General features: G+C 34.8%; 19 protein-coding genes. 15 read left to right on the forward strand and 4 right to left on the reverse strand.

Annotated elements, in window-relative coordinates; translation table 11 throughout:
* Together L3049_RS11230 and L3049_RS11235 are read right to left on the reverse strand one after the other, a co-directional pair.
* Entirely contained in the window at positions 1-810 is an 810-nt protein-coding gene (locus L3049_RS11230) for a BtpA/SgcQ family protein (protein WP_275109901.1), read from the reverse strand.
* A gap of 48 nt (positions 811-858) precedes the next feature.
* A complete protein-coding gene (locus tag L3049_RS11235; RefSeq protein WP_275109902.1) occupies positions 859-1806 on the reverse strand; it encodes an OmpA family protein in 948 nt (315 codons plus the stop codon).
* A 281-nt stretch (positions 1807-2087) separates the two neighbouring features.
* Between L3049_RS11235 and dxs the strand changes: the two genes are divergently transcribed.
* A complete protein-coding gene (gene dxs / locus L3049_RS11240; RefSeq protein WP_275109903.1) occupies positions 2088-4001 on the forward strand; it encodes a 1-deoxy-D-xylulose-5-phosphate synthase in 1914 nt (637 codons plus the stop codon).
* Here dxs and L3049_RS11245 read toward each other — a convergent pair.
* Positions 3998-4264, reverse strand: coding sequence for a hypothetical protein (locus L3049_RS11245; protein ID WP_275109904.1), 267 nt, complete (start codon positions 4262-4264; stop codon positions 3998-4000). The two genes, dxs and L3049_RS11245, sit on opposite strands and share 4 nt — an antisense overlap.
* Positions 4265-4607: 343 nt before the next feature.
* On the opposite strand from L3049_RS11245, the gene L3049_RS11250 reads away from it, so the two are divergent.
* A complete protein-coding gene (locus tag L3049_RS11250) occupies positions 4608-6218 on the forward strand; it encodes a SulP family inorganic anion transporter (protein WP_275109905.1) in 1611 nt (536 codons plus the stop codon).
* 574 nt (positions 6219-6792) lie between these two features.
* Here L3049_RS11250 and L3049_RS11255 read toward each other — a convergent pair.
* Positions 6793-7989 (reverse strand): C1 family peptidase, encoded by a 1197-nt coding sequence (locus L3049_RS11255; protein WP_275109906.1) that lies wholly within the window; start codon positions 7987-7989, stop codon positions 6793-6795.
* Between the two features lie 180 nt (positions 7990-8169).
* Here L3049_RS11255 and L3049_RS11260 point away from each other — a divergent pair, with 180 nt between their 5' ends.
* The 13 genes from L3049_RS11260 to L3049_RS11320 all read left to right on the forward strand — a co-directional run bounded on the left by L3049_RS11260 (position 8170) and on the right by L3049_RS11320 (position 23189).
* On the forward strand, positions 8170-9813 hold the full coding sequence (locus tag L3049_RS11260; protein WP_275109907.1) for a dipeptidyl-peptidase 3 family protein: 1644 nt from the start codon (positions 8170-8172) through the stop codon (positions 9811-9813).
* 194 nt (positions 9814-10007) lie between these two features.
* A complete protein-coding gene (gene ric, locus L3049_RS11265) occupies positions 10008-10715 on the forward strand; it encodes an iron-sulfur cluster repair di-iron protein (protein WP_275109908.1) in 708 nt (235 codons plus the stop codon).
* Positions 10716-10720: 5 nt separating this feature from the next.
* Positions 10721-11164 (forward strand): RrF2 family transcriptional regulator, encoded by a 444-nt coding sequence (locus L3049_RS11270; RefSeq protein ID WP_275109909.1) that lies wholly within the window; start codon positions 10721-10723, stop codon positions 11162-11164.
* A 214-nt stretch (positions 11165-11378) separates the two neighbouring features.
* A complete protein-coding gene (locus L3049_RS11275) occupies positions 11379-14102 on the forward strand; it encodes an ABC transporter substrate binding protein (RefSeq protein ID WP_275109910.1) in 2724 nt (907 codons plus the stop codon).
* A gap of 11 nt (positions 14103-14113) precedes the next feature.
* Positions 14114-14758 carry a response regulator transcription factor gene (locus tag L3049_RS11280; protein ID WP_275109911.1) on the forward strand — a complete coding sequence of 215 codons (645 nt, stop codon included), beginning with the start codon at positions 14114-14116 and terminating at the stop codon, positions 14756-14758.
* Positions 14759-14853: 95 nt separating this feature from the next.
* Positions 14854-17325 carry a helix-turn-helix domain-containing protein gene (locus L3049_RS11285; protein WP_275109912.1) on the forward strand — a complete coding sequence of 824 codons (2472 nt, stop codon included), beginning with the start codon at positions 14854-14856 and terminating at the stop codon, positions 17323-17325.
* An 833-nt stretch (positions 17326-18158) separates the two neighbouring features.
* The gene (locus tag L3049_RS11290) at positions 18159-18605 is read left to right on the forward strand and encodes a MarR family winged helix-turn-helix transcriptional regulator (RefSeq protein WP_275109913.1); all 447 of its coding nucleotides are present in this window, start codon (positions 18159-18161) and stop codon (positions 18603-18605) included.
* Positions 18606-18610: 5 nt separating this feature from the next.
* A complete protein-coding gene (locus L3049_RS11295) occupies positions 18611-19117 on the forward strand; it encodes a DUF2269 family protein (RefSeq protein ID WP_275109914.1) in 507 nt (168 codons plus the stop codon).
* A gap of 89 nt (positions 19118-19206) precedes the next feature.
* Positions 19207-19401, forward strand: coding sequence for a DUF1289 domain-containing protein (locus L3049_RS11300; protein ID WP_275109915.1), 195 nt, complete (start codon positions 19207-19209; stop codon positions 19399-19401).
* Positions 19402-19683: 282 nt separating this feature from the next.
* Positions 19684-20130, forward strand: a complete 447-nt coding sequence (locus tag L3049_RS11305; RefSeq protein ID WP_275109916.1) for a hypothetical protein — start codon at positions 19684-19686, stop codon at positions 20128-20130.
* Positions 20131-20281: 151 nt separating this feature from the next.
* The gene (locus L3049_RS11310; protein WP_275109917.1) at positions 20282-21292 is read left to right on the forward strand and encodes a hypothetical protein; all 1011 of its coding nucleotides are present in this window, start codon (positions 20282-20284) and stop codon (positions 21290-21292) included.
* Between the two features lie 242 nt (positions 21293-21534).
* Positions 21535-22002 (forward strand): hypothetical protein, encoded by a 468-nt coding sequence (locus tag L3049_RS11315; protein WP_275109918.1) that lies wholly within the window; start codon positions 21535-21537, stop codon positions 22000-22002.
* 473 nt (positions 22003-22475) lie between these two features.
* A complete protein-coding gene (locus L3049_RS11320; RefSeq protein ID WP_275109919.1) occupies positions 22476-23189 on the forward strand; it encodes a FadR/GntR family transcriptional regulator in 714 nt (237 codons plus the stop codon).
* Positions 23190-23228: the final 39 nt, after the last annotated feature.

A 23228-nucleotide genomic window follows, 5' to 3' on the forward strand; every position in this document is an offset into this window, starting at 1 on the left:
TTATGCGTTCGCCAATCGTTTCACAGTTTTCATGAAATTTTGAAGTCGCATTTCCGAAATTTTATTCTCCCAATACCCTTCTTCCTTAAAGTGGGAACCAACAATAAAAGCAGAAGCATATTCCCAATATTCTTGAATATTATCTGCAGTTATACCTGATCCAATTAAGACTGGAATCTGAATTTTATCTTTCAGGCATTTTAATTCGTGTAAATAAACCGCTTTTCCTGTCGAAGATCCTGTAATAATCACTCCATCGCTCAAGAAAAATTCTGCCGCATGTGCTGTTTCATCAATATCTACATCCGAAGTAATTGCATGCGAACTGTGTTTCTTTTTTATATCCGTGAAAACGGCAATATCTTCGGCACCAATTGTTTTCCGATAACGCATTAATTCCCCTGCGCAAGCATCAATGTAGCCTTCGTCGGCAACATGACCAAATACAAATCCTTCGGCTCTAATAAATTGAAAATTTGCAGCTTTTGCGACAGCCAGCGCTTCTTTATTAGCCCCAGCCAGAATTTGTATTCCTAATGGTAATTGCACCGCATCACGTATTGCTTTTGCTACAACAGCCATTGCAGCTGTTATTTCTGGGCCAACAGAACCTTTCAGGTAAGGAACATCGTGCATGTTCTCAATCATGACAGCATCTAAGCCAACCTCTTCGTATGTTTTTGCTTCAGCTACTGCAATATCACAAATTTCGGCAAGAGAATATTTATTTTTAGGTGTACCCGGTAAGGCTTGCACGTGCACCATTCCAATTATGGATTTTTCCAATTGAAATAACTGACTACTTTTCATATTTGAAATTTAATATTGTACGGACGCACCGCAGTGCGTCTCTACTTATTAATTTGTTTCCAATATCTTGAATAATTCATCCAATTTTGGCGTTAATATAATTTCGGTTCTACGGTTTTTGCTACGACCAACAGCTGAAGCATTTGAATCGATAGGAACATACTTGCTACGACCGGCAACGGTTAATCTTTTGGCATCAATCTGTTTGTTACGAACCAGAATACGAACAATTGAGGTAGCTCTTTTTACACTTAAATCCCAATTGTCTTTTAGTGCTCCGCTTCCATTGTAAGGAACATTGTCGGTATGTCCTTCAATCATTACATTGATATCTTTATTTTGAGCCAGAACTCCAGCTAAATGCCCTAATGCTTCAACTCCTCTTTGGTCAACTTGATAGCTTCCCGATTTGAATAGTAGCTTTTCATCCATGGAAACATATACTTTCCCATTTTTCGTAGTAATCGACAGTCCATTCCCTTCAAAACCAGTTAATGCATTCATTACCTTTTGTTTTAAGGCGCGAACTACTTCATCTTTTCTATTTAAAGCAGACTCTAACTCTTGCAAGCGCTTATCTCTCCTATTTAGCTCGGCTTGTAAGGCATCCAACTTACGCTTTCGTGCATTCATTTCTTTTTCCAAAGCCAAAACCTCATCCTCGCGCAAGCGAAGTTCATTTTGTGCTTTTTTTATCTGCCCAAGCAAAACTTTTGTCTCTTTTGCATTACCAGCTTGCATTCCTGCCAATTGACTTAGTAAATCCTGATTGCTTTTTTCAATTCTGTTTAATCGTTCTCGAGCTGATTGCAGTCTTCTAGATATATCAAGTGTATCGGACAGTAAGTTTTTATATTTCTCATCTAAAACCTCCAATCTTCCACTTAATTCAGTATTTGCCTCACTCAATTCAAGGTTTTTTTCCTTAACCATTTCTAATTCATCCTGGCAATTTTCTTGCTTGTTTTGAAGCTCTTGAAATTGTCTTGTAGGCACACAAGAAAAGCATAAAAAAACAGATACTAAGATGAATACTACGGGGCTCGCTTTTTTGAACATGTTTAAATTGTACTTTTGTTAGTAATGAAACTTGCACTTCTACAAGCAAATATAGGAATCTGCTATGGGATCACCACACACGAATGAAAGAATACTTTAGTTTTTATTATTATCTTCGTGCATAATTTTGCTTCCAGAATGATCTGTTTATCTAGCATTAGCTAAAAATAATAAACAAATTCTTATTCTGTTAAACGATTGTAAAGGGGATTTCGTACATGGCCAAGTCTGAGAAACCACTATTGGATCAAATCAACTTCCCATCCGACCTAAAAAAGGTCTCTGAAGATGATCTAATTCAAGTTTGTACAGAGCTTCGTCAGGAGATTATCGAACAAGTTTCTTGTAACCCAGGCCATTTTGGTGCCAGCCTTGGTGTTGTTGAACTCAGTGTTGCCTTACACTATGTTTTAAACACGCCTTACGATAATCTGATATGGGATGTTGGACACCAAGCTTATGGGCATAAAATCTTAACTGGTCGAAAAGATCTTTTTCATACAAACCGACAATATAAAGGAATAAGTGGTTTCCCCAATCGTGGTGAAAGCGAATACGATGCTTTTACCGTAGGTCACTCCTCAACATCCATTTCAGCTGCACTTGGTATGGCAGTTTCAGCTCAGTTGAGTGATGAAAAAGATAGAAAAACAGTTGCTGTAATTGGTGATGGTTCGATGACAGCTGGCTTAGCTTTCGAAGGCTTAAATAATGCGGCTACAAACAATGCTGACTTGCTAGTGATTTTAAATGATAACAATATGGCTATCGATCCCAATGTGGGTGGATTAAGTGAATACTTGTTAGACATTACAACTTCACAAACATATAACAAGGTAAAGAATGACGTTTGGCGTTTTCTTGGAAAATTTAATCGAGTAAATCCAAATACCCAAAAATTATTTCAGAAAGTAGAACATGGTATCAAAACTATTCTACTGAAACAAAGTAATTTGTTCGAAGCCTTAAATTTCAGATACTTTGGACCTGTTGATGGACATAATGTGAATCATATGGTCAAAGTTCTAAGTGATTTGCAAAAAATCCCAGGACCCAAAATCCTACATTGTATCACAAAAAAAGGAAAAGGTTTTGAACCTGCAGAGTTAAATCAAACTTACTGGCATGCTCCGGCTAAATTTGATGCTAGCACAGGTGAGATATTAAAGAAAGAGTCTGATTCTCCTAAAATTCCAAAATTCCAAGAAGTTTTTGGAAATACACTTGTTGAGTTAGCCGAAAAAAATGATAAGATTGTAGGTATTACACCTGCTATGCCAACGGGGTCATCATTGAATATCATGATGGAAAAAATGCCAGACAGAGCCTTTGACGTGGGAATAGCAGAACAACATGCTGTTACCTTTGCTGGTGGATTAGCTGCAAATGGAAAAATTCCATTCTGTGCTATCTATTCATCATTTATGCAACGTGCCTACGATCAAGTAATTCACGATGTTGCCCTACAAAATGTAGATGTTGTTTTCTGTTTAGACAGAGGTGGTTTGGTTGGTGCCGATGGTGCTACTCATCATGGTGTGTACGATCTTGCCTTTTTCAGATGCATTCCTAATATGACAATTTCTTCTCCTTTGGATGCTATCGAGCTGAGAAATTTGATGTTTACGGCTCAACAAGGAAATATGGGACCATTCTCTATCCGTTACCCAAGAGGGAAAGGCCGTATCATTGATTGGCAAAAGCCTTTTGAAATTCTTCCGGTTGGTAAAGGTCAAAAGTTGAGAGATGGAAAAGATTTAGCAATTCTATCTATCGGACCAATTGGTATGCAAGCAAGCGATGCCATCGATGAACTGGAAAAAGAAGGCCATTCAATTGCTCATTATGATATGCGTTTTCTTAAACCTATCGATAAAGAACTACTACACGAAGTTTTTACAAAACACAAGCAAATCATTACTATTGAGGATGGATGCATTATTGGAGGACTAGGATCAGCCATACTTGAATTCATGAGTGAACATGACTATTACGCCAAAGTAAAACGTTTGGGTGTACCTGATAAATGGGTAGAACAAGGTACTCAACAAGAGTTGTACCGAGAATGTGGCTACGACAAAAATGGTATTGTTAAAACTGTTGTTGCCGCTTTAAGTAAGCAAATCAACTAAGGACTTTCTCTGTATCCATCAGAATAAGGGTCAAGACCTTCAAAATCTCCTGTGAATGAATCAATTGTAGTTTGTAATTCTTGATTCATTTTAATGAGGTAGATTGTATCCTCAGTTTTTAACTCAATAACATTTATTTTATCACCATTGGGCTTGCTGATACTTATTAAATCATCTTCATAAATTCCATCTGGGAAATTTTTTATCAACAACTGAATTAGGTTAATTCCAATACTTTTGTAATCCTTAATTACTCTTTTCATCACTCACGGATTAATAATCTCTATCAATCTACTTTTCGTATCCCTAATAATTAGGGCAAATAAGAGTTCGTTAACTGGATATCATTTACATTTCATTACTTAATTCAATTTAAGGATTTTAAGAGAATGAAAAAAAATAATTTAAGTCTTAATCTCTATTTAGAATCTTATCATTATCTCTAAATATTGGAAACTTGCATATTTTAGTCTCCTCCAAAACATGTTAGACAACATATAAAACGTTTCCGCTCAAATATTTTCCAATTCTTTAATCTAATCTTAACATTACTAAAATTTAAAAGCCTAGTTTTGCCGTCTTATTCAAAATTTTGATGATTCGAAGATGGTAGAATTTTTCAAACGGAAAGCCGCGAATTCAAAAGATGATATTCTTTCAGGTTTAACAGTTGCTTTAGCACTTGTTCCGGAAGCCGTAGCATTTGCCTTTGTAGCGGGAGTTGATCCATTAGTTGGTCTATATGCAGCTTTCATGATTGGGTTGATTACTTCAATTTTCGGTGGTCGTCCGGGAATGATTTCAGGAGCAACCGGAGCATTAGCAGTTGTGATGGTTAGTCTTGTAAAAGATGGAAACCAAATGGGACTTGATATGGTAGAACCTGTTCAGAATATGGGTTTAAATTATCTGTTCGCAACCGTCGTTCTGGCTGGAGTTCTTCAGTTTTTAGCTGGTGTATTCAAGTTTGGTAAATTTGTCAGACTCATTCCTCATCCAGTCATGATGGGATTTGTTAATGGTTTGGCCATTGTAATTTTCATGTCGCAATTAGGCATGTTTAAAGATATTTCGGGAGCAGAACCAACTTGGTTACAAGGAATAGAGCTGTACACTATGGTTGGTTTGGTTGTATTAACCATGGGTATCATGTACCTACTACCTAAGGTCACAACTAAAGTTCCCGCAGCTTTAGCAGCTATTCTTACTGTTTCGGCTATAGCAATTTTTAGTGGGTTAGATGTGAGCACTGTAGGTTCATTTATTCGTGATGGTGGTGGAACAGGTTTAAAAGGGGGACTTCCAAGCTTTCAAACTCAATTATTTACTCTGGTTCCATTTGATTTAACAACAATCAAATTTATTCTACCATATGCTGCAATTATTGCTGCTATCGGATTGATTGAGTCCTTAATGACGCTTAACCTTCTTGATGAGATTACAGAAACGCGTGGAAATGGTAACCGCGAATGTATGGCTCAGGGAGCTGCTAATATCGTAACCGGATTCTTTGGTGGTATGGGTGGATGTGCCATGATTGGTCAGTCACTTATTAATGTAAAATCTGGTGGGCGTGGTCGCTTATCTGGTATTATCGCTGCTTTAACTTTATTAGCATTTATACTTTTTGCTTCTCCGCTTATCGAGCAGGTACCTATTGCTGCTTTGGTTGGTGTGATGTTTATGGTTGTAATCGGAACATTTGCCTGGGCTACCTTTAACGTACTCTTAAAAATACCAAAAGCCGATGCTTTTGTATTGATCTTAGTATCAGGCTTGACCGTTGTCTTCGACCTTGCTATTGCAGTGTTGGTTGGTGTTATTGTTAGTGCACTTGCCTTTTCTTGGGATAATGCTCGTAAAATTCGAGCAAGAAAATCAAATCGAGAAGATGGAACTAAAGTGTATGAAATCTGGGGTCCTTTGTTCTTCGGATCAATCACAACTTTCAATAACAAATTTGACATCGAAAATGATCCAGAATCTGTAGAAATTGATTTCATTGACTCTAGAGTAGCTGATCATTCTGGTATTGAGGCAATTAGTAATTTAGTTGCGAAATATGAGGCGGCTGGAAAAACAATTAAACTGAAGCACCTAAGTGATGACTGTATAACCCTACTACAACGTGCTGACACTCATTTTAATTCAGTTATCTTAAGAGATATTGATGATCCAAGATACTATGTTGTTACCGATAAGGTAAAAATTGAGTAAGCTTATATGATATTTGTGATGGAAATTCGTTTCCATTGCTTTTTTTCACCACCTTCCCACGCGGGAGGTGGTGTTTTTGTATTCTATAATCTATTTTTCTCTAAAATAAATTACCAAGTAATTATTCTTTTCTTTCTTGTCTTCAAGCCAGACAGGCTTTTACATTTTTTCCTTAGATGAAAAAGTAAACAAAAAATCATTGAGAACATCCTCAATCACGCGTTAACAATTTGATGGCTAAACAAAAAAACTCACTTCGTTCAAACAGCTTTTTGTTTTTAACGCCACCTTCATTAAACGGGTCCCGATCTCCGGACTCAATGTCAAATCCCAACTAATTAACAACCTACAATTAAATATATTTATTCAGATTATCCTACTAACTGGCATTCAGTTCGACACTGGGTCCCATAGGTAAAAAAGGCGTTAAAAGCAGAATTCCATGAGTAAGGAACGATCGAATAATACTTCAGAATAAAAAAATTATTCATTGAAGACAAAAATAATATCAATCTAAATTTCAAGCATAAAAAAAAGGCTTGAATTCTCATTCAAGCCCTTTCAATTTTAATTTCTATTTCAATCGAAGTTTTTTAGCTATTTCAATAGGAAGTGCATCTTTATGAAGCATTACAGATATACTCTTATACTTTATCCATGCTTCCGAAGCGTAAAAAAATCCTCCGTACTCATTTCTGTCGGTTCCCCATGAATTTTTCACCAAGTAGTATTTCGTTCCATTCTGATCTTTAGCCGTTCCTACAATATGCATCATATGATCTTCAGTTGATTCATAATTATCGAATGCTACCTGACGCATTTCCTGAGTAATTTCTTTTTCCTTTACAGGATAGTCCGTTCCATAAGCTGATTTTTGATCACGACTCATATTCTGCCATTTTGAGATTTCTGAATCTGCCATATTTTTCGACTCCGTTTCAGGCACAACTGCAACACCTTTTCTAAAAGCAAATCCTTTCTCACTCACATCGCTCCCCCAAGCAATTGTATACCCTTTCTCAATAGCATGATCAACAACCTGCATCATTTCATCCATTGGAACATTTAAAACTTCGCCCAATGACCAATTATCGGCTCCTTCAAAAATAAAGCTCTCATAAAATGGATGATGTGTATAAGAGGTGATTGTCACATAATCGTCCATGTTTAAGCCTAAATCAGAAGTGAATGATTCTGCAGTGTATTCCTTCCCTTTGTAAGTAAATGATTCTGGAATTTCGCCTAAATAAGCATCTAAAACACCGTCGAAACCTTTTCTCCAAATCGGCGTAAGCTTTTTGTTCTTATTTTTAACTACCGCATCTACGTAAGCTTTTAAAATAGCATCCATTTCACCATGAACAGGCAATGTCTCATCAAAGGTATTTCCTGTGTATACTTCTTGTGGAAGAATGCCAAACTTCTTAATCACATTCAAAGCATCCCAACCTTCAGCTCCTGCCGAGAAACTCTTCATGCCATGAAAACGCACATAATCTTTAGCTCTTAAATGGTAGTTTCTATTTACAATAAACATTTCTGAAAGATCGAATTCGCCTTTACCCTTACGAATCAATTCCGACTCTAAGAAAGAATTCATAGCATAAGCCCAACAAGTTCCCGAACGGTGCTGATCTTTTACTGGTGTAGATGCCAATTGTTTTTCAATGGTAAACTGATACGATTTCTTAGTTTCCTCATCCTTTTTAGCGAACGAAACTTGGCACAAAGCAAATGTTAGAATAGCAGTTAATAATAATCTAATTTTCATCTTTTTTATACGTTAGGTTGTTTAAATTAATTCCAATCAAGATAGACTTGATAATACAATTCTTTGCTTGTATTTTTGATTTGCATAAATTGCAATGCAAGGTAAAAAATAATAAACTATTTTGAGCGTTGTATTGTTAAGAATATGAAACAATTACTAACTAATAATTCCTTAGAAATAATGAGAAAAATCGCATCGATTGCCTTATTACTAGCAATGAGTTTAAGCTTTGTGGCTTGTAATGAAAAGCCAGTTAAACAGACTGAAGTATCGCCAACTCAAAAATTGGTTGATCAGTACGCTGAGTTTGAGTTAACAACAGACATCAGTAAATTAACTGAGAAGGAAAAGCAAATGCTTCCTATTCTGATTGAAGTGTCAGAAATTATGGAAGAGATTTTCTGGAAAGACGCTATTGGCGACAAAACAGAATACCTTTCAAAACTGACAGATCCTGCTGAGATTGCTTATTCAAAAATCAATTATGGGCCTTGGGACAGATTAGAAAATAACGAAGCTTTTCTTGAAGGTTTCGATGCCAAACCTAAAGGTGCTAATTTCTATCCTGGCGATATGACTCAAGAGGAGTTTGATGCGATTGATGATGAAATGAAAACCGATTGGTACACAAAAATTCAGCGTGATGCAAATGGTGATTTAAAAGTGGTTCCTTACCACGTAGCTTACAAAGAGCAACACGAAAAGGCATCTGCTTTATTATTAAAAGCTGCTGAGCTTGCTGAAGATACTGGTCTTAAAAAGTATTTAGAGTTACGTGCACAAGCGTTACTTACTGATGACTATTTAGCTTCGGATATGGCATGGATGGATATGCAAGACAACACTATTGATTTCGTTGTTGGTCCTATCGAAACTTACGAAGATGCTCTTTATGGATACAAAGCTTCTCACTCTGCTCAAATTTTAGTTAAGGATAAAGTTTGGTCTAAGACGCTTTCTCGTTTTGGTGCTCTTCTTCCTCGTCTGCAAGAAAGTCTTCCTGTTCCTGCAAAGTACAAAGCCGAAAAAGCGAATGCTAATGCAGATATGAATGCTTACGACGTCATTTACTACGGTGGTGACTGTAACGCAGGTAGCAAGAATATCGCTATCAACCTACCAAACGACCCAAGAGTGCATCTTGCAAAAGGTAGTCGTAAACTTCAGTTGAAGAATGCAATGCAGGCTAAATTTGATAAAATTCTAACGCCTATTTCAAACTTATTGATTGATGAATCTCAGCGTAAGCACGTGAAATTCGATGCTTTCTTCGAGAACACAATGTTCCATGAAGTTGCTCACGGTTTAGGTATCAAATACACACTTGCTGACAAAAACTTAACTGTTCGTAAAGCTCTTAAGGATGCTTATACTTCTATTGAAGAAGGTAAGGCTGACATCTTAGGTCTTTATATGGTAACTAAGCTTGCTGAGTGGGGCGAAATCAAAGACAAAGATCTAATGGATAACTATGTAACCTTTATGGCTGGTATTTTCCGTTCTGTACGTTTTGGTGCTGCAAGTGCTCACGGCAAGGCTAACATGATTCGTTTCTACCACTTTGAAGAAACTGGAGCTTTCACTCGTGATGAGGCAACAGGAACTTACAAAGTTGATTTCGAGAAAATGAAGGCTGCAATGATCTCAATGGGTGAGATGTTGATGATTCTTCAAGGTGATGCTAACTACGAAGGCGCTAAGAAATTGATCGCTGAAAAAGGTAACATTCGTGAAGCACTTCAAGCTGACCTTGATCGTGTAAACAATGCTGGTATTCCTAAAGATATCGTTTACAAGCAAGGCGTTAAAGTACTAGGTTTGTAAGCTTCAACATCTAACAATATACAAAGGCTGAATCTTTATTGATTCAGCCTTTTTTGGTTTCTATATTATAAATTGAAACTTCAAGTAAATACCTCTCTCCTAGCCTTTTTATTGTGATTGTCAAAATATTCTTCTAATTTAGCGACCTAAAGATCTTTTTGTCTTTTTTAAAGATGTAATTCTAAAAATATATCATGATTAGTCAGGAAACAAGTGTAGGAGATATTGTGAAGAGTCATTTTCAGACCGTTAAAATATTCGATGATCATCAAATTGATTTTTGCTGTGGTGGAAAACAAAGTTTATTGGAAGCATGTGAAAAAAAATCGCTTAATGCCAAAGAGTTATTGAAAAAAATAGAAATAGCCTTAAAAGAGCCAGATCTTTCCCCAAACTTTGATCATATGTCCTTAGCAGATTTAATGGGATATATCAAAGAAAAGCATCATTCCTATGTGCGTGAACAAATACCAATGATTTCTAAATTTCTTAATAAAATTGAAACCGTTCACGGCAATTTGCATCCCGAAATAGAACTGATTAACTATCATTTTAAACAAACGGTTGGACAGCTTACAAGGCATATGGAACAGGAAGAGACTGAACTTTTTCCTCTTATTGAACAATTGGAAAATGGAGAAAATAAAACAGCTCTACTTTCTGCGGAAGAAACTATTTCAACTCTTGTAAAACATCATGAAAATGAAGGATCTCGCTTTGAAGAAATTTCTGCATTAACCCTTGGTTATGAAGTGCCTGAAGGAGCTTGCAGAACCTATCGAGCTAGCTATGATTACCTACAAGCTTTCGAAAAAGACTTGCACAGACATGTTCATTTAGAAAACAATATCCTTTTTCCTAAAGCAATTGAATTGGAACAAAAGCAAAGGAAAAATAAGTAAGGAATATGCTATCGAAAACTGCCGAATACGCTATACGAGCACTGGTTTACATCCAGCTGCAAAACTGGGAAGAAAAACGTCCTGGTTTTAAAGAAATTGCTAAAAATATTGAATCTCCGGAACATTTTACTGCAAAAATATTGCAAGTACTTACTCGACACGATCTAATTAAAAGCATTAAAGGGCGAAACGGCGGTTTCTTTTTCGATAAAGAAAATGAAGACCTCCAACTACAGAAAATTATTATCGCAATAGATGGCGAAAAATCCTTTACACAATGTGGCTTTGGTTTTAAAATATGTGACCATGAGAATAAATGTCCGCTGCATGATGATTTTTCTGAATTAAGAGAAAATTATTCTTTTTTAATTCAAAAACGCACGATACAGTTCCTTGCTAAAAAAATCCTTAAAGGAGAAGCGGTTCTAAATCAGAACATTAAACAATAGTAAAGCAAAAACAATGTTGTACTTTCCTTTTTGACTGGCAAAATATTAGGGCAAACAAAAGGGAGTACTCCTCGATTTCTTCAAAAAAATAGCATTTCATCAGTATTCACTATTCTAAAACATAGTGAAACTATTTTGTGCTTTGTATCTTACCCACTATTAGGAATTGCAATTCGCAACAACTATTCTCTTATTCGTAAGTATAACTGATGGTATGAATAAATCGATTAACATTCTCTGGAGAACAAGCTTACTATTCATGCTTATTCTGCTTTTTGGCTTTCAAGCTTCGGCACGAAAACAAAGAGTATTGGTCTTGCATTCCTATCATCAAGGATTAAACTGGACTGATAATGTAAGCGAAGGCATACAATCTGTGCTTGCAAAAGATGATAATGTAGAATTGATGTTCGAATACATGGACACCAAGCGGAATTCAGATCCTGAATACTTGCATGAGTTTGCCAAGTTGTATGGCTTAAAGCATCAAAAAAATAAGTTTGCAGCTATTATTGTATCGGATAACAATGCCTTGGATTTTGTCCGAAATTACAACTCCGATTTTTTTAAGGACACACCAATTATTTTTTGTTCTATTGATCAGTTTACAAGTGAATTGGTTGAAGGAATAGATCAAGTATCAGGTGTTACCGAAGAAATTGACTCCAAAAAAACCATCGAAGTTGCCTTACAACTTCATCCGAAAGCAAAGCAATTAGTGGTTATCAATGATAATCAGACCCAATCGGCCATTTTAAATAGAAACAACATTAAATCTTTTTGGCCACAATTAGATACAGATGTAAACCTAATTTTTCTTGAGAATTTATCCATTGAGGAATTGGTAGATCAAGTTCAAAACCTTGATCCCAATAGCATTATTTACCTCATTAATTTTAGTCGCGATAAGGAAGGAAATTTCATCTCCTATCAAGAAAATATTGAGATTATACGTGCTGCGACAAAACTACCAATTTATAGTAGTTGGGAATTCTATTTTAACGAGGGAATTGTAGGTGGTATGATTACCAGCGGCTACAATCAAGGCCAATTTGCTGCCCAAATTACTTTGGATGTTTTAAACGGAGACGATTTAAACAGTATCCCTATTATACAAGGAGGATATAACGCCTTTAAGTTTGATTATGAGCAGCTTAAACGCTTTAAAATATTACCAAAGCAATTGCCTAAAGGAAGTATTATTAGCAATCAACCTCCATCCATTATTCGTCAGTACCAAACTTCCTTATTTGTCATCATATTTGGTACGCTTATCATGCTTGTTATTTTAAGGTATTCAAAAATTCGAATTCAGCAAAATGAGAAAAAATTGATTCAAGAGAATGAAGAATTGGACCGTAGAGTAGCTGAAAGGACAAAAGAAGTTGTGTTTGCAAATGAAAAACTAGAATTACAAACAGAACAAATTCTAAAACAAAATACAGAATTAGAAGATCACCGACATAACTTATTGGAGCTGGTAAAAGAGCGCACCGAAAATTTAGAGGAAGCCAATTTAGAACTGAAAAGTAGTAGGAAAAGGCTTTTGCGAATGCTTGATGCAAACTCAGATGGTGTTTGGGAGCACAATTTTGAAAACGAACAAGTATACATTAGTAAGATTATTTGGGATAAGCTTGGATACAATTCAGTTACGGCAGCCGATACGAAAGACCTTCTTTGCAAGTTGATTCATCCGGAAGATCTAATGCTGATCAAACAAAAGCACAAGAAAAATAAAATGGGCCATAGCCTTCTGTTCATTACAGAATTTCGAATCTGTACGAAAAAAAATGAATGGATGTGGTTTAAAGCAAAAGGCAAAATATTAGATTACAATGAAGAAGGTAAACCTAGAAATATTGTAGGCACTCTAATAAATATTACAGAACGTAAAGAGGCCGAAGCTAAAATTAAAGCCGAAGAACGTAAATTACGTGTATCCGAAAAAAGATGGAGATCTTTAATTGAGCAAGCATCTGATGGAATTTTAATTTATGATACAACGGGGAAAATTTTAGATGCCAATTCGGCTGCTTGCAACTGGCTAGGTTATTCTACGAGGGAGATTCTACAGCTAAATTATAGTGAAATAGACCTAAACCATAGCAGTTCTGCGCTGCATACTTATTGGCGAAAATTAACTACTTCTACCCCTTCTCTTTCTTTCGAATCTACTCAAAAGAGAAAAGATGGAAGCAATTTCCCTGTTGAAATTCACCTTAGTTTAATCGAATTACAAGACAGTAAGCTGATTTTATCTGTGATAAACGATATCAGTATAAGACAAGAAACAGAGCGGAAAATTCTAAATGCGGTTATCAATACAGAAGAGAGCGAGCGCAAAAGATTTGCAACAGATTTGCACGATTCCATTGGCCCATTACTTTCCAGTATCAACCTGTACCTATCCTCTTTAGGTAAATTTGATTCTGTAATTGAAAAAGAGCAAATCATTAAAGCTTCGGTTGATGCAGTAAATGAAGCATTGGTAAGCATCAAAGAGATATCAAATAACCTTAGCCCTCATATCTTGAATGATTTTGGATTGGAAAAAGCCATTCAATCATTCACAAATAAAATTAACCTTTCACAAACCATTAGCATCAGTTTTTATGCTGAACACATGGAAGAAAGAATCAATGAGCAGGTTGAAGTAGTTATCTTTAGAGTTGTTAATGAGCTAATTAACAACACCATTAAGCACGCAAAGGCTACTAATATTGAAATAAATTTATCCCGCGAAGGAAATCTTATTTCTCTTATTTATATTGATGATGGAATTGGTTTTGATGCCAAAGAAATTAATGCTGGCACATCGACCGGTATGGGGTTGTATAATGTATTGAGTAGAATTCGTTCTTTAAACGGTTCTCATAAAATAAAAAGCAATCCAAAAAGAGGTGGAATGATGGCATTAGTTGAAATTAACCTGTAAAAAAGAAGAGCATGACTGAGTACAAAATAATGATTGTTGATGACCACAAAATGTTTAGAAGTGGTTTGCGTTTTCTTTTAAATAACGTACCTAAAATCGAAATAGTAGGAGAAGCTTCGAATGGGAAAGAGTTTTTGGAAATGGCCGAAAACACACAAATTGATATTGTATTAATGGATATCAATATGCCCGAAATGAATGGAATCGAAGCCACACGCGAAGCCTTAAAAAGATATCCAGACATGAAAGTAATTGTTCTTTCGATGCACGGAGAAGAAGAATACTATGACCAAATGTTGGATGCTGGTGTAAAAGGTTTTTTGCTTAAGAACTCCGATGCTGACGAACTTATTTCTGCATTGGAAGCAGTCATGGCTGGAAAAAGTTATTTCTCTCAAGAACTGTTGGTTGATATTTTGGATCAGAAGCGACTTCAAAAGCTAAAAATAGAAACCGTAAAACTATCGCAACGAGAATTGGAAGTTTTAAAATTAATTTGTGATGGCTATAGCAATGCAGAAATAGCTGAAGAATTGTTTATTAGCCAAAGAACTGTTGATCGCCACAGATCGAATTTATTGAGTAAAACTTCTTGTAAAAATTCAACCTCTCTTGTTATGTACGCAGTAAAAAACAAGATTATCGAAGTAGAGTAAATTTGCTTATTTTAAGCAAATATCTTACATAAATTTTTATTCTTAAACCGTAAACATTTTGTATTTTTAGTTTTTCAAAATACTGATGTTTCAAAATGGAAAGTAACGCTCAACTAGAACTAGCTCAAAAGTTTGTACAATTTACAAACACTACAATATTCCTTACCGGTAAAGCTGGTACAGGAAAAACGACCTTTTTGAGACAATTAAAGGAAGAACTCCCGAAACGAATGGTTGTTGTTGCGCCAACAGGTGTGGCGGCAATTAATGCAGGAGGTGTTACCATTCATTCCTTTTTTCAGCTGCCTTTCGGCCCGATATTGCCAGGGCAAATTCTTAATGCAGACAAAAACTCTAAAGGAGAAAATAAATCTCCTCTTCAAAAATATCGAAAAGAAAAAATTGACATCATTAAATCACTAGACCTACTTGTTATTGATGAAATAAGTATGGTTCGTGCAGATTTATTGGATGGAATTGATGAAGTACTGAGGAAATTCAAAAATAGGAACCTCCCATTTGGTGGTGTTCAAGTTTTATTGATTGGTGACTTGCAACAATTGCCTCCAGTTGTAAAAAATGAAGAATGGTCTCTTTTGCGCCAGCATTACGATTCAGCTTTCTTTTTTAGCAGTAAAGCCTTTCAAAAATCGCAACATGTCAGCATCGAACTGAAGCATGTTTATCGTCAAAACGATGAAAATTTTATTCAAATCCTAAACGAAATCAGGAATAATAACCTGAGTCAAAAATCTTTTCAGGAATTGGAAAAAAGGTATTTGCCAAACTTTAATCCTACTGATCAGGATGGTTATATCACCCTAACAACGCATAATGCCAGAGCTCAAAAAATTAATGAAGAAAAGCTAAAGCAACTAAAAGGCAAATCGCAGAAATTTAAAGCCAACATTACGGGTACATTCCCCGAATATTCTTTCCCAACCGAAGAGCATCTGCAATTAAAGAAAGGTGCGCAAGTAATGTTTGTGAAGAATGATAGTTCGCCAGAAAAACTCTATTACAATGGTAAGATTGGAACGGTAAGTGGTTTTAAAGATGATGCAATTCTGGTACAATGTGAAAATGATCCTTTCGAAATAGAAGTGTATCCAGAAGATTGGCACAACATTAAATACAGTATAAATGCAGAAACCAAGGCAATTGAGGAAGACATATCGGGTGCTTTTTCTCAATATCCATTAAAAATGGCTTGGGCAATTACCATTCATAAAAGTCAAGGATTAACATTCGAACGAGCTGTGATTGATGCCAATGCGGCATTTGCTCACGGACAAGTTTATGTGGCTTTGAGTCGTTGTAAAACGCTGCAAGGATTGGTTTTAAAATCAACGCTAAGTAAATCGGGTATTATTTGCGACCATTCGGTTTCTCAATTTACGCAGCATTTGGAAGCAAATCCTCCACAAGAAGCAAATCTTGATAATTCCATTCGTAAATATCAATTTCAATTGCTCGAGGAGTTGTATTCTTATCATGATATTTACCGATTTTGCAATTATTGCAACAAACAACTACAAGATAATTCGAAGAGCATAAAGGGAAATTTAACCGAGAAAATGAATAATGCATTGCCCCTAATTGGTAAAGAATTACTGGAAGTTGGTGAAAAATTTGTTCCTACATTGAAACGTTTTTGCTTGGATCAACAAGATTTGCATTCTAACAAAGAGGCACAAGAAAGAATCAGTAAAGCATCGGCTTATTTTGTAAAGAAAACCGAAGAGCACCTGCAATCCATTTTGAAAGATTTTAGTTTCGAAACAGATAATCAGGGATTAAAAAAGGTAATTGAAGGTCATCTTAAAACTATAAATGAGAAAACCAGCGTTAAACTTCTTTGCTTAAAATCTTGCTTAAACGGATTTATTACGGGAGAATTTCAGGGCATTAGAGCAAAAGCTCATTTCGAAAAGCAAAGCTTCCGATTGAAAAAACCTAAAGAAGTTGTTGATGAAAATGTAAAACATCCGAAACTACTTCGCACACTAAAAAAGTGGCGCAAAGAATTAGCCGATAGAATAAATGCTCCCGTTTTTTACATTGCATCGCAACAAAGTTTGGTAGATATTGCTAATGATTTGCCCTCTACCCCCGATGCGCTTAAAAGTGTGAAAGGATTTGGAAAAAAGAAGATCGAACGCTACGGACTAGATGTGATTCATATGGTTTCGGAATACCGCCAAGGAGCGAACCTCGGACTATTGAATTTTACAAGTCCTGAACCAGTAGCTGAAAAGAAAGCTGTAGCGAAGCAAAATACCAAAGAAATTAGCTTGGATTTGTATTTAGATGGCAAAAACATACGCGAAATTGCTGCCTTTCGTGATTTAACAGTTGTAACAATCGAAAAACATTTGGCGCATTACGTTGGCCTTGGAATGTTGCCTCTCGATAAGTTTGTAGACAAAAAGAAAGTGAAGAAGATAAAGAAACAACTTGAAAAGGATGGTATTGAAATGCTGAACGAATGTAAACAGGCATTAGGCAGTGATTATAGCTATTCGGAAATTCGATTTGTTCAGGCTTTTTTACGAAACGCAAAATAACACCAATCTTGCTTCAAATAAATGGTAAATACTGATGAGCTTTTAAGCTTTGTTAACCTTCGTTCAATCCTTTTAGCATACCTAGTCGCTATATTTGTAAGGTAGAAAACAGATAAGTTTTTTTTCATAGATTAGATTTAGGTTAGAATTAGGTTTAGAGAAAATCCCGGACTTCACAGTTCGGGATTTTTCTATTGTATAAACTGATGCAAAGATTCACTTTTAAGCTTCCTTAACTTTCATTCAATCCTTTTAGCACAACTACCAATTATATTTGTACCATACAAAAACAGAGATGTTTTTTCATAGGTTAGATTTAGGTTAGTAATTAGGGTTAGAGAAAATCCCGGACTTCACAGTTCGGGATTTTTCTATTGTATATACCGATGCAAAGATTCACTTTTAAGCTTCCTTAACTTCCATTCAATCCTTTTAGCACAACTACCAGCTATATTTGTATCATACAAAACAGAGATGTTTTTTCATATAGATTAGATTTAGGTTAGAATTAGGTTTAGAGAAAATCCCAGACTTCACAGTTCGGGATTTTTCTATTGTATATACCGATGCAAAGATTCACTTTTAAGCTTCCTTAACTTTCATTCAATCCTTTTAGCACAACTACCAATTATATTTGTATCATACAAAACAGAGATGTTTTTTCATACAGATTAGATTTAGGTTAGAATTAGGTTTAGAGAAAATCCCGGACTTCACAGTTCGGGATTTTTCGTGTTTACAAGTCTGCAATTCGAAATAACTACAAAACCATTCACTACAATACTTGTCATGACAATTAAATTTATATATTTGTCATGACAAATACTTTTTAAATGAACAAAGTAGATCTAGAAACATCCGTAAATCATCATATTGCCATAAGTGCAATCATGATAAAGCGCGTATTTTATAAAATATTAAGCGACAACAAACTGAATATCACTCCAGAACAATGGAATGTTTTGTATCGCCTTACAGAAACCGATGGCATGACTATTAGTGAGTTAAGCAATGCAATATACAAAGATATGGCAAATACGAGCAGAATGACTAAAAAGCTTGAAACTGCCGGTTTTGTAGAAAAAAGAAGAGATGATATTGACAAAAGAATATTCAAACTATTTATTACTGATAAAGGCAGAGAATTAACCAATCAGCTTCATAAATGTGCCTTTGAATCTACAATGGTTGCAACCGAAGGAGTTGAAGAAAAGGCAAAAGAAATATTGGTAAAAAGCCTTAAACAAGTAATCCTTAACACAGAGAACTTTTTAAAATAAAGAGCATGAAACAACTTTCACTTACACAAAAAAAGTGGCTAAAATCTGTCCATTTAATAGCTGCAGGAGTCTGGATTACAACAGGAATAGTTATGTTTTTAGTTCAATTTTTGAGCGATGATGTACAATCTGGCGATCAACTTTATTTGATGAATAAAATCATTCATTTTATTGACATGAAAATCCTCGTTCCTTCAGCAATCCTTTGTCTACTAACTGGCTGGATGTATTCTCAATTCACAAAATGGGGCTACTTTAAACACGGCTGGTTAATCTTTAAATGGTTCATTACAGTGGCGATAATTGTACTGGGTACCATTTACTCCGATCCTTGGATTTCAAAGCTAGTTGATATTTCTGGAGAACTAGGCACAAATGCTTTAACGAATTCGGACTATCAATGGTATGATAAATCGCAAAACATCATGGGTGTTTGCATGACTAGTACACTTATTATCACCATTTTTATATCTGTATTTAAACCTGCCAAATCAAAAAAGAAAATATCCTAAGTTGATAATAAATCGACTTCATAGAAAGTTGTTTTTACAAATAGAATTCACTTTATTTGTATTGATTTTAAATAAGAAATAAAATTATTATGGAAGATATACAATCACCTTGCATTAGCATTTGCCGACAGGATAGTAACGGCGTGTGCTTTGGCTGCAGAAGAACCACAGAAGAAATTGGCAATTGGTCGCTATACACCAATGAACAAAAAGAAGAAGTAATTAAAAAGGCATCGGATCGTAGAAATGCACCCGATACCGCAACAGGTACTTTTTTTAGATAAACTACCCGATCAAATTACGACTTATTACAATAAACACTCCTTGCGAAAGCTTGGGGTGTTTTTTTATAACAAGCTCAAAAGTATTTTACCATTTCAGCACATAATGTTTACTATTAATTAGTAAATTTATGAGTTGTAGGAATCAATGTCTTGCAAAAGAAGAACTTGTTTCGCAATACGAAAACATTAGAATATCAAAACCTTACACAAGAAAACAGATAAGTAAGATAAGATGCTATGCGACTTATCTACTTGTTACAACAATATATAAATAACCAATATATGATTTTTAGGATAGCACAGTATACCAATCTTTCAGTAGAACAAAACTCTTGGGTTGTTGAATTATCTGATGAATTGAAATCCTTTTTTAATGCAAAAAATTATGGTAGAGATTTGAATGAATTATATTTTGGATTAATAACGGTGAAACCCGAATTTGAACAATTCTTTAAGAAGAAAAGACCTCGATATAGTCCAGGTGAAAAAAACTCAACAGTTGATGGACTCAAAATAAAATCAACCAACTGCGCAGAGATAGATGTGAAAATTGATTATTCGGAAATTTCGAATCTTAAAAAAGACGAACTCATTAAATTAACTTGTTTTCGAATTTTAAGCGAAATAGATTGTTTGACTAGATTGTCTAAGTTGAAAGATTTTAATTACCTGTTTTTTAAATCAGAATTTGAAGGGTATTTGAGTAGCAAATCTTATTTGATGAAATAAATACAGCTCCTAACAAAAATTAAATTGTCATGGGCGCTGATAAGCAGTTTGATCCCGATAGCTATCGGGATAGTACAATTAAGAAACACCAGCAAGCCAATAAAATTTGGCTTTGCTCCTACTTATAAACTATCTCCCTAAACATATATTTATGAAAAGAGCTCTTTACATATTGATTAGTTTAATCATTTTTAATTCATGTGAATCATCAAATGAATTAGAAGGAGTTTGGATTGGTGCATATCAAATTCATTATTCTAGCAATGAACCGTCATTATCTTCCATGAGGGAATTACTTGATTTTTCAAGTAATGAATTAATTTATAAATCATTTGATTATCCAAGCTTGGAAGAAAAGGATACTATTAAAGCGTTCAAATACTCATTAAAAGACAATAAACTTATATTTGACTCAGACACTTTTCTGATTAAAAACATTACACAAGATAGTTTAGTTCTTAGCTATTATTCTACTTATAAACGGGATCTAGTTTTTAAAAGAATTATCAAAAGGGATAAAAAAATAAATATCGAATTAAAAGAAAAGGCTTTCAGAATAATTGGCCCAAATTATTCAGATTCAATTGATTTTATAACTGATTCATTGATTTTGAATATTGGAAACGTATTTAACACAAACTATCGTCTGACAAAATGGGCTATTAATAGTTATAAATCCTTTGATTTTTTAGTTTTTGACCATTTCGATTCGCCACCACTTTTAATCGAAAAGAGTTCTGAAAACGAAATACTTTTAAAGCTATTCCATACCTCAATTCAAGACTTTAAAATGACTAAAATTGAGAAAAAAAATGAAATAAGTGGAATTGTTGGAAACTGGGTCTGGCCATTTCAAGATGGACAAGGCTTTCCGTCACCGCCGCCACCTCTAAGTTATCCTGAGAATATTGATACAAAATTATATTTAAGAATCAGAACGGATTCAATAGAGATTGAGCAATATGGAAAAGTAAGGTCAGAAAAATGGAAATTGAATTCAACAAATGGTTTCATTTATTTTCCTGAGAAAATAAAAACAAAATATGGAGTTTGGAAAATTCTAAAATTAAATAGAGATGAACTTATAATTGAAAGAAATATACGATTTTACTCTCGCGACAAAGAAAAAATTAAATTTGAAAAAATCATAAACAGCAGGTAACAACTAAGCTAAATTAGCATGGGCGTTAATGGCCAGTTTGATCCCGATAGCTATCGGGATAGTACAATAAATGAACACCAGCAAGCTATATAAATTGGTTTGCTTAAAAAATATTAACAAATTTATGCGGCTTGCTTATTTAGCGATTTGATAAGGTAACTGTTTAAATCGCCCAAGAAACTTAGCAAGACCGTTATAGGCAAAATCAATAATGACAACCAGTTATAATATTTACAATTAACATGTACCCTGCACCAAGTCATTTAAAAAATATTGTAAAAAACTCAGATCATTCAATTAGAACAAAAGTTTTTAAAGAATATGGAGAATACACAACCGTATTTTGTTTAGACCTGTCAGTTTCACAATTAAAAGCTAATTGGCTTGAAGAATACGAATCAATAGGAGGAGTTTTAATGGTTAAAAACCATGCAAATATCAAGACACTTATTTTTGATTCTAGCAAGCATGGATACAATGGCCAGTTTGATTTAGAGGAGCCTCCTAACAACAAAACAATGAAAGAAATTAGCTTAACTGGCTCTTTGAGTGAAAAAACGTTGATTCTTGCTTTTCAATATGGAGGTGATGAGAAAGATTATGCTGAAGAAAACAATAGTGAATTTCCAGAAGACTATTTTGACTGGTTTAGTGTTTACGAATTAGTAAATGGAAAGCTTTTGAAAGTATATGAATATGAGTGTGCATAAAAGATTTAGCCTAGAAAAAAAGTTAAATTTTATAGGCATTGACGAGCAGTTTGACCCCGATAGCTATCGGGATAGTTCAACTAATCCTGACGAGTCAGAACCAGCGCCTTTAAATTGGATTGTTCAAAATATATCCCGTAAAAAATCCGCTAATCATTTACGATTAGCGGATTTTTCAATTCTATCAATATTTATACCCTCTAAGACAAATTTCCCTCCTCCACTTTTTATATTTCTCAGTTTTTTATCAAACAACTTGGTTATAAATCTCTGCAAAACCATACGGCTACAATGTTTACAAAAGGTTTCGATGTTGTTTCCTGAAAGCTAAAATGACTGATACAAAAGAAGGTAGACGATGAAAAAATTGGTTAACCAATTTGGTTTTTTTAAATAATTATATATATTTGCCTAACCAACGACTGGTTAACCAATTTATTATTCTTAAATAAAACTAAGAAAATCGTATTGAAATGCCGAAAGAAATATTTGATAATCTAAGAGAAATTGTAATTGAAAAACCTTCGGATAAGATTGCCGACCAAATAAATGAACTCATTTCCTCTGGGCAATTAAAGCCAGGGGATAAATTGCCTTCTGAAAGATTGCTTAGTGAAAAACTCAACGTCGGAAGAATTTATGTTCGAGATGCAATTCGAAAACTTGAGTTTTATGGTATTGTAAAAACACTTCCACAAAGTGGAACCATCGTTGCTGACAATCAAGATTCTGCTTTTGTTGGAATGCTTACCAATGCTCTAAATTTAATCAACCCCGATTACAAATCACTTATGCAAGTACGAAATGTACTTGAAATAGAAGCAGCAGGAAGTGCAGCTGAAAAAGCTCAGCCCGAAGACATTAAACAAATGGAAGAGGCAGTAGATTTATTAGCAGAAAAGGTATCGGAAGGTGAAGCTGGTCTGGAAGAAGATTTAATGTTCCATGTTAGGATTGCAGAAGCTACGAAGAATGATGTATTGAAATATCTAATATCGTATTTGACATCTCACATGCAAAATTTTTCGAAAAAATATGATATCTGCCGAGATAAACGGAATATAAAGGCTTTGAAGGAGCACAGGCAGATTCTGGAACACATTAAAAATGGTGACATTGATAAATCCAGAGAATCGATGAGGGACCACCTATCCAGTCTATTTGATTTTACCCCTAAGCTTAAATAGCAAATATTAGTGCTGTTAAAATCTCAAATAAAGAATAAT

This window comes from Labilibaculum sp. DW002, assembly GCF_029029525.1.
GTDB classification, from domain to species: Bacteria; Bacteroidota; Bacteroidia; order Bacteroidales; family Marinifilaceae; genus Paralabilibaculum; species Paralabilibaculum antarcticum.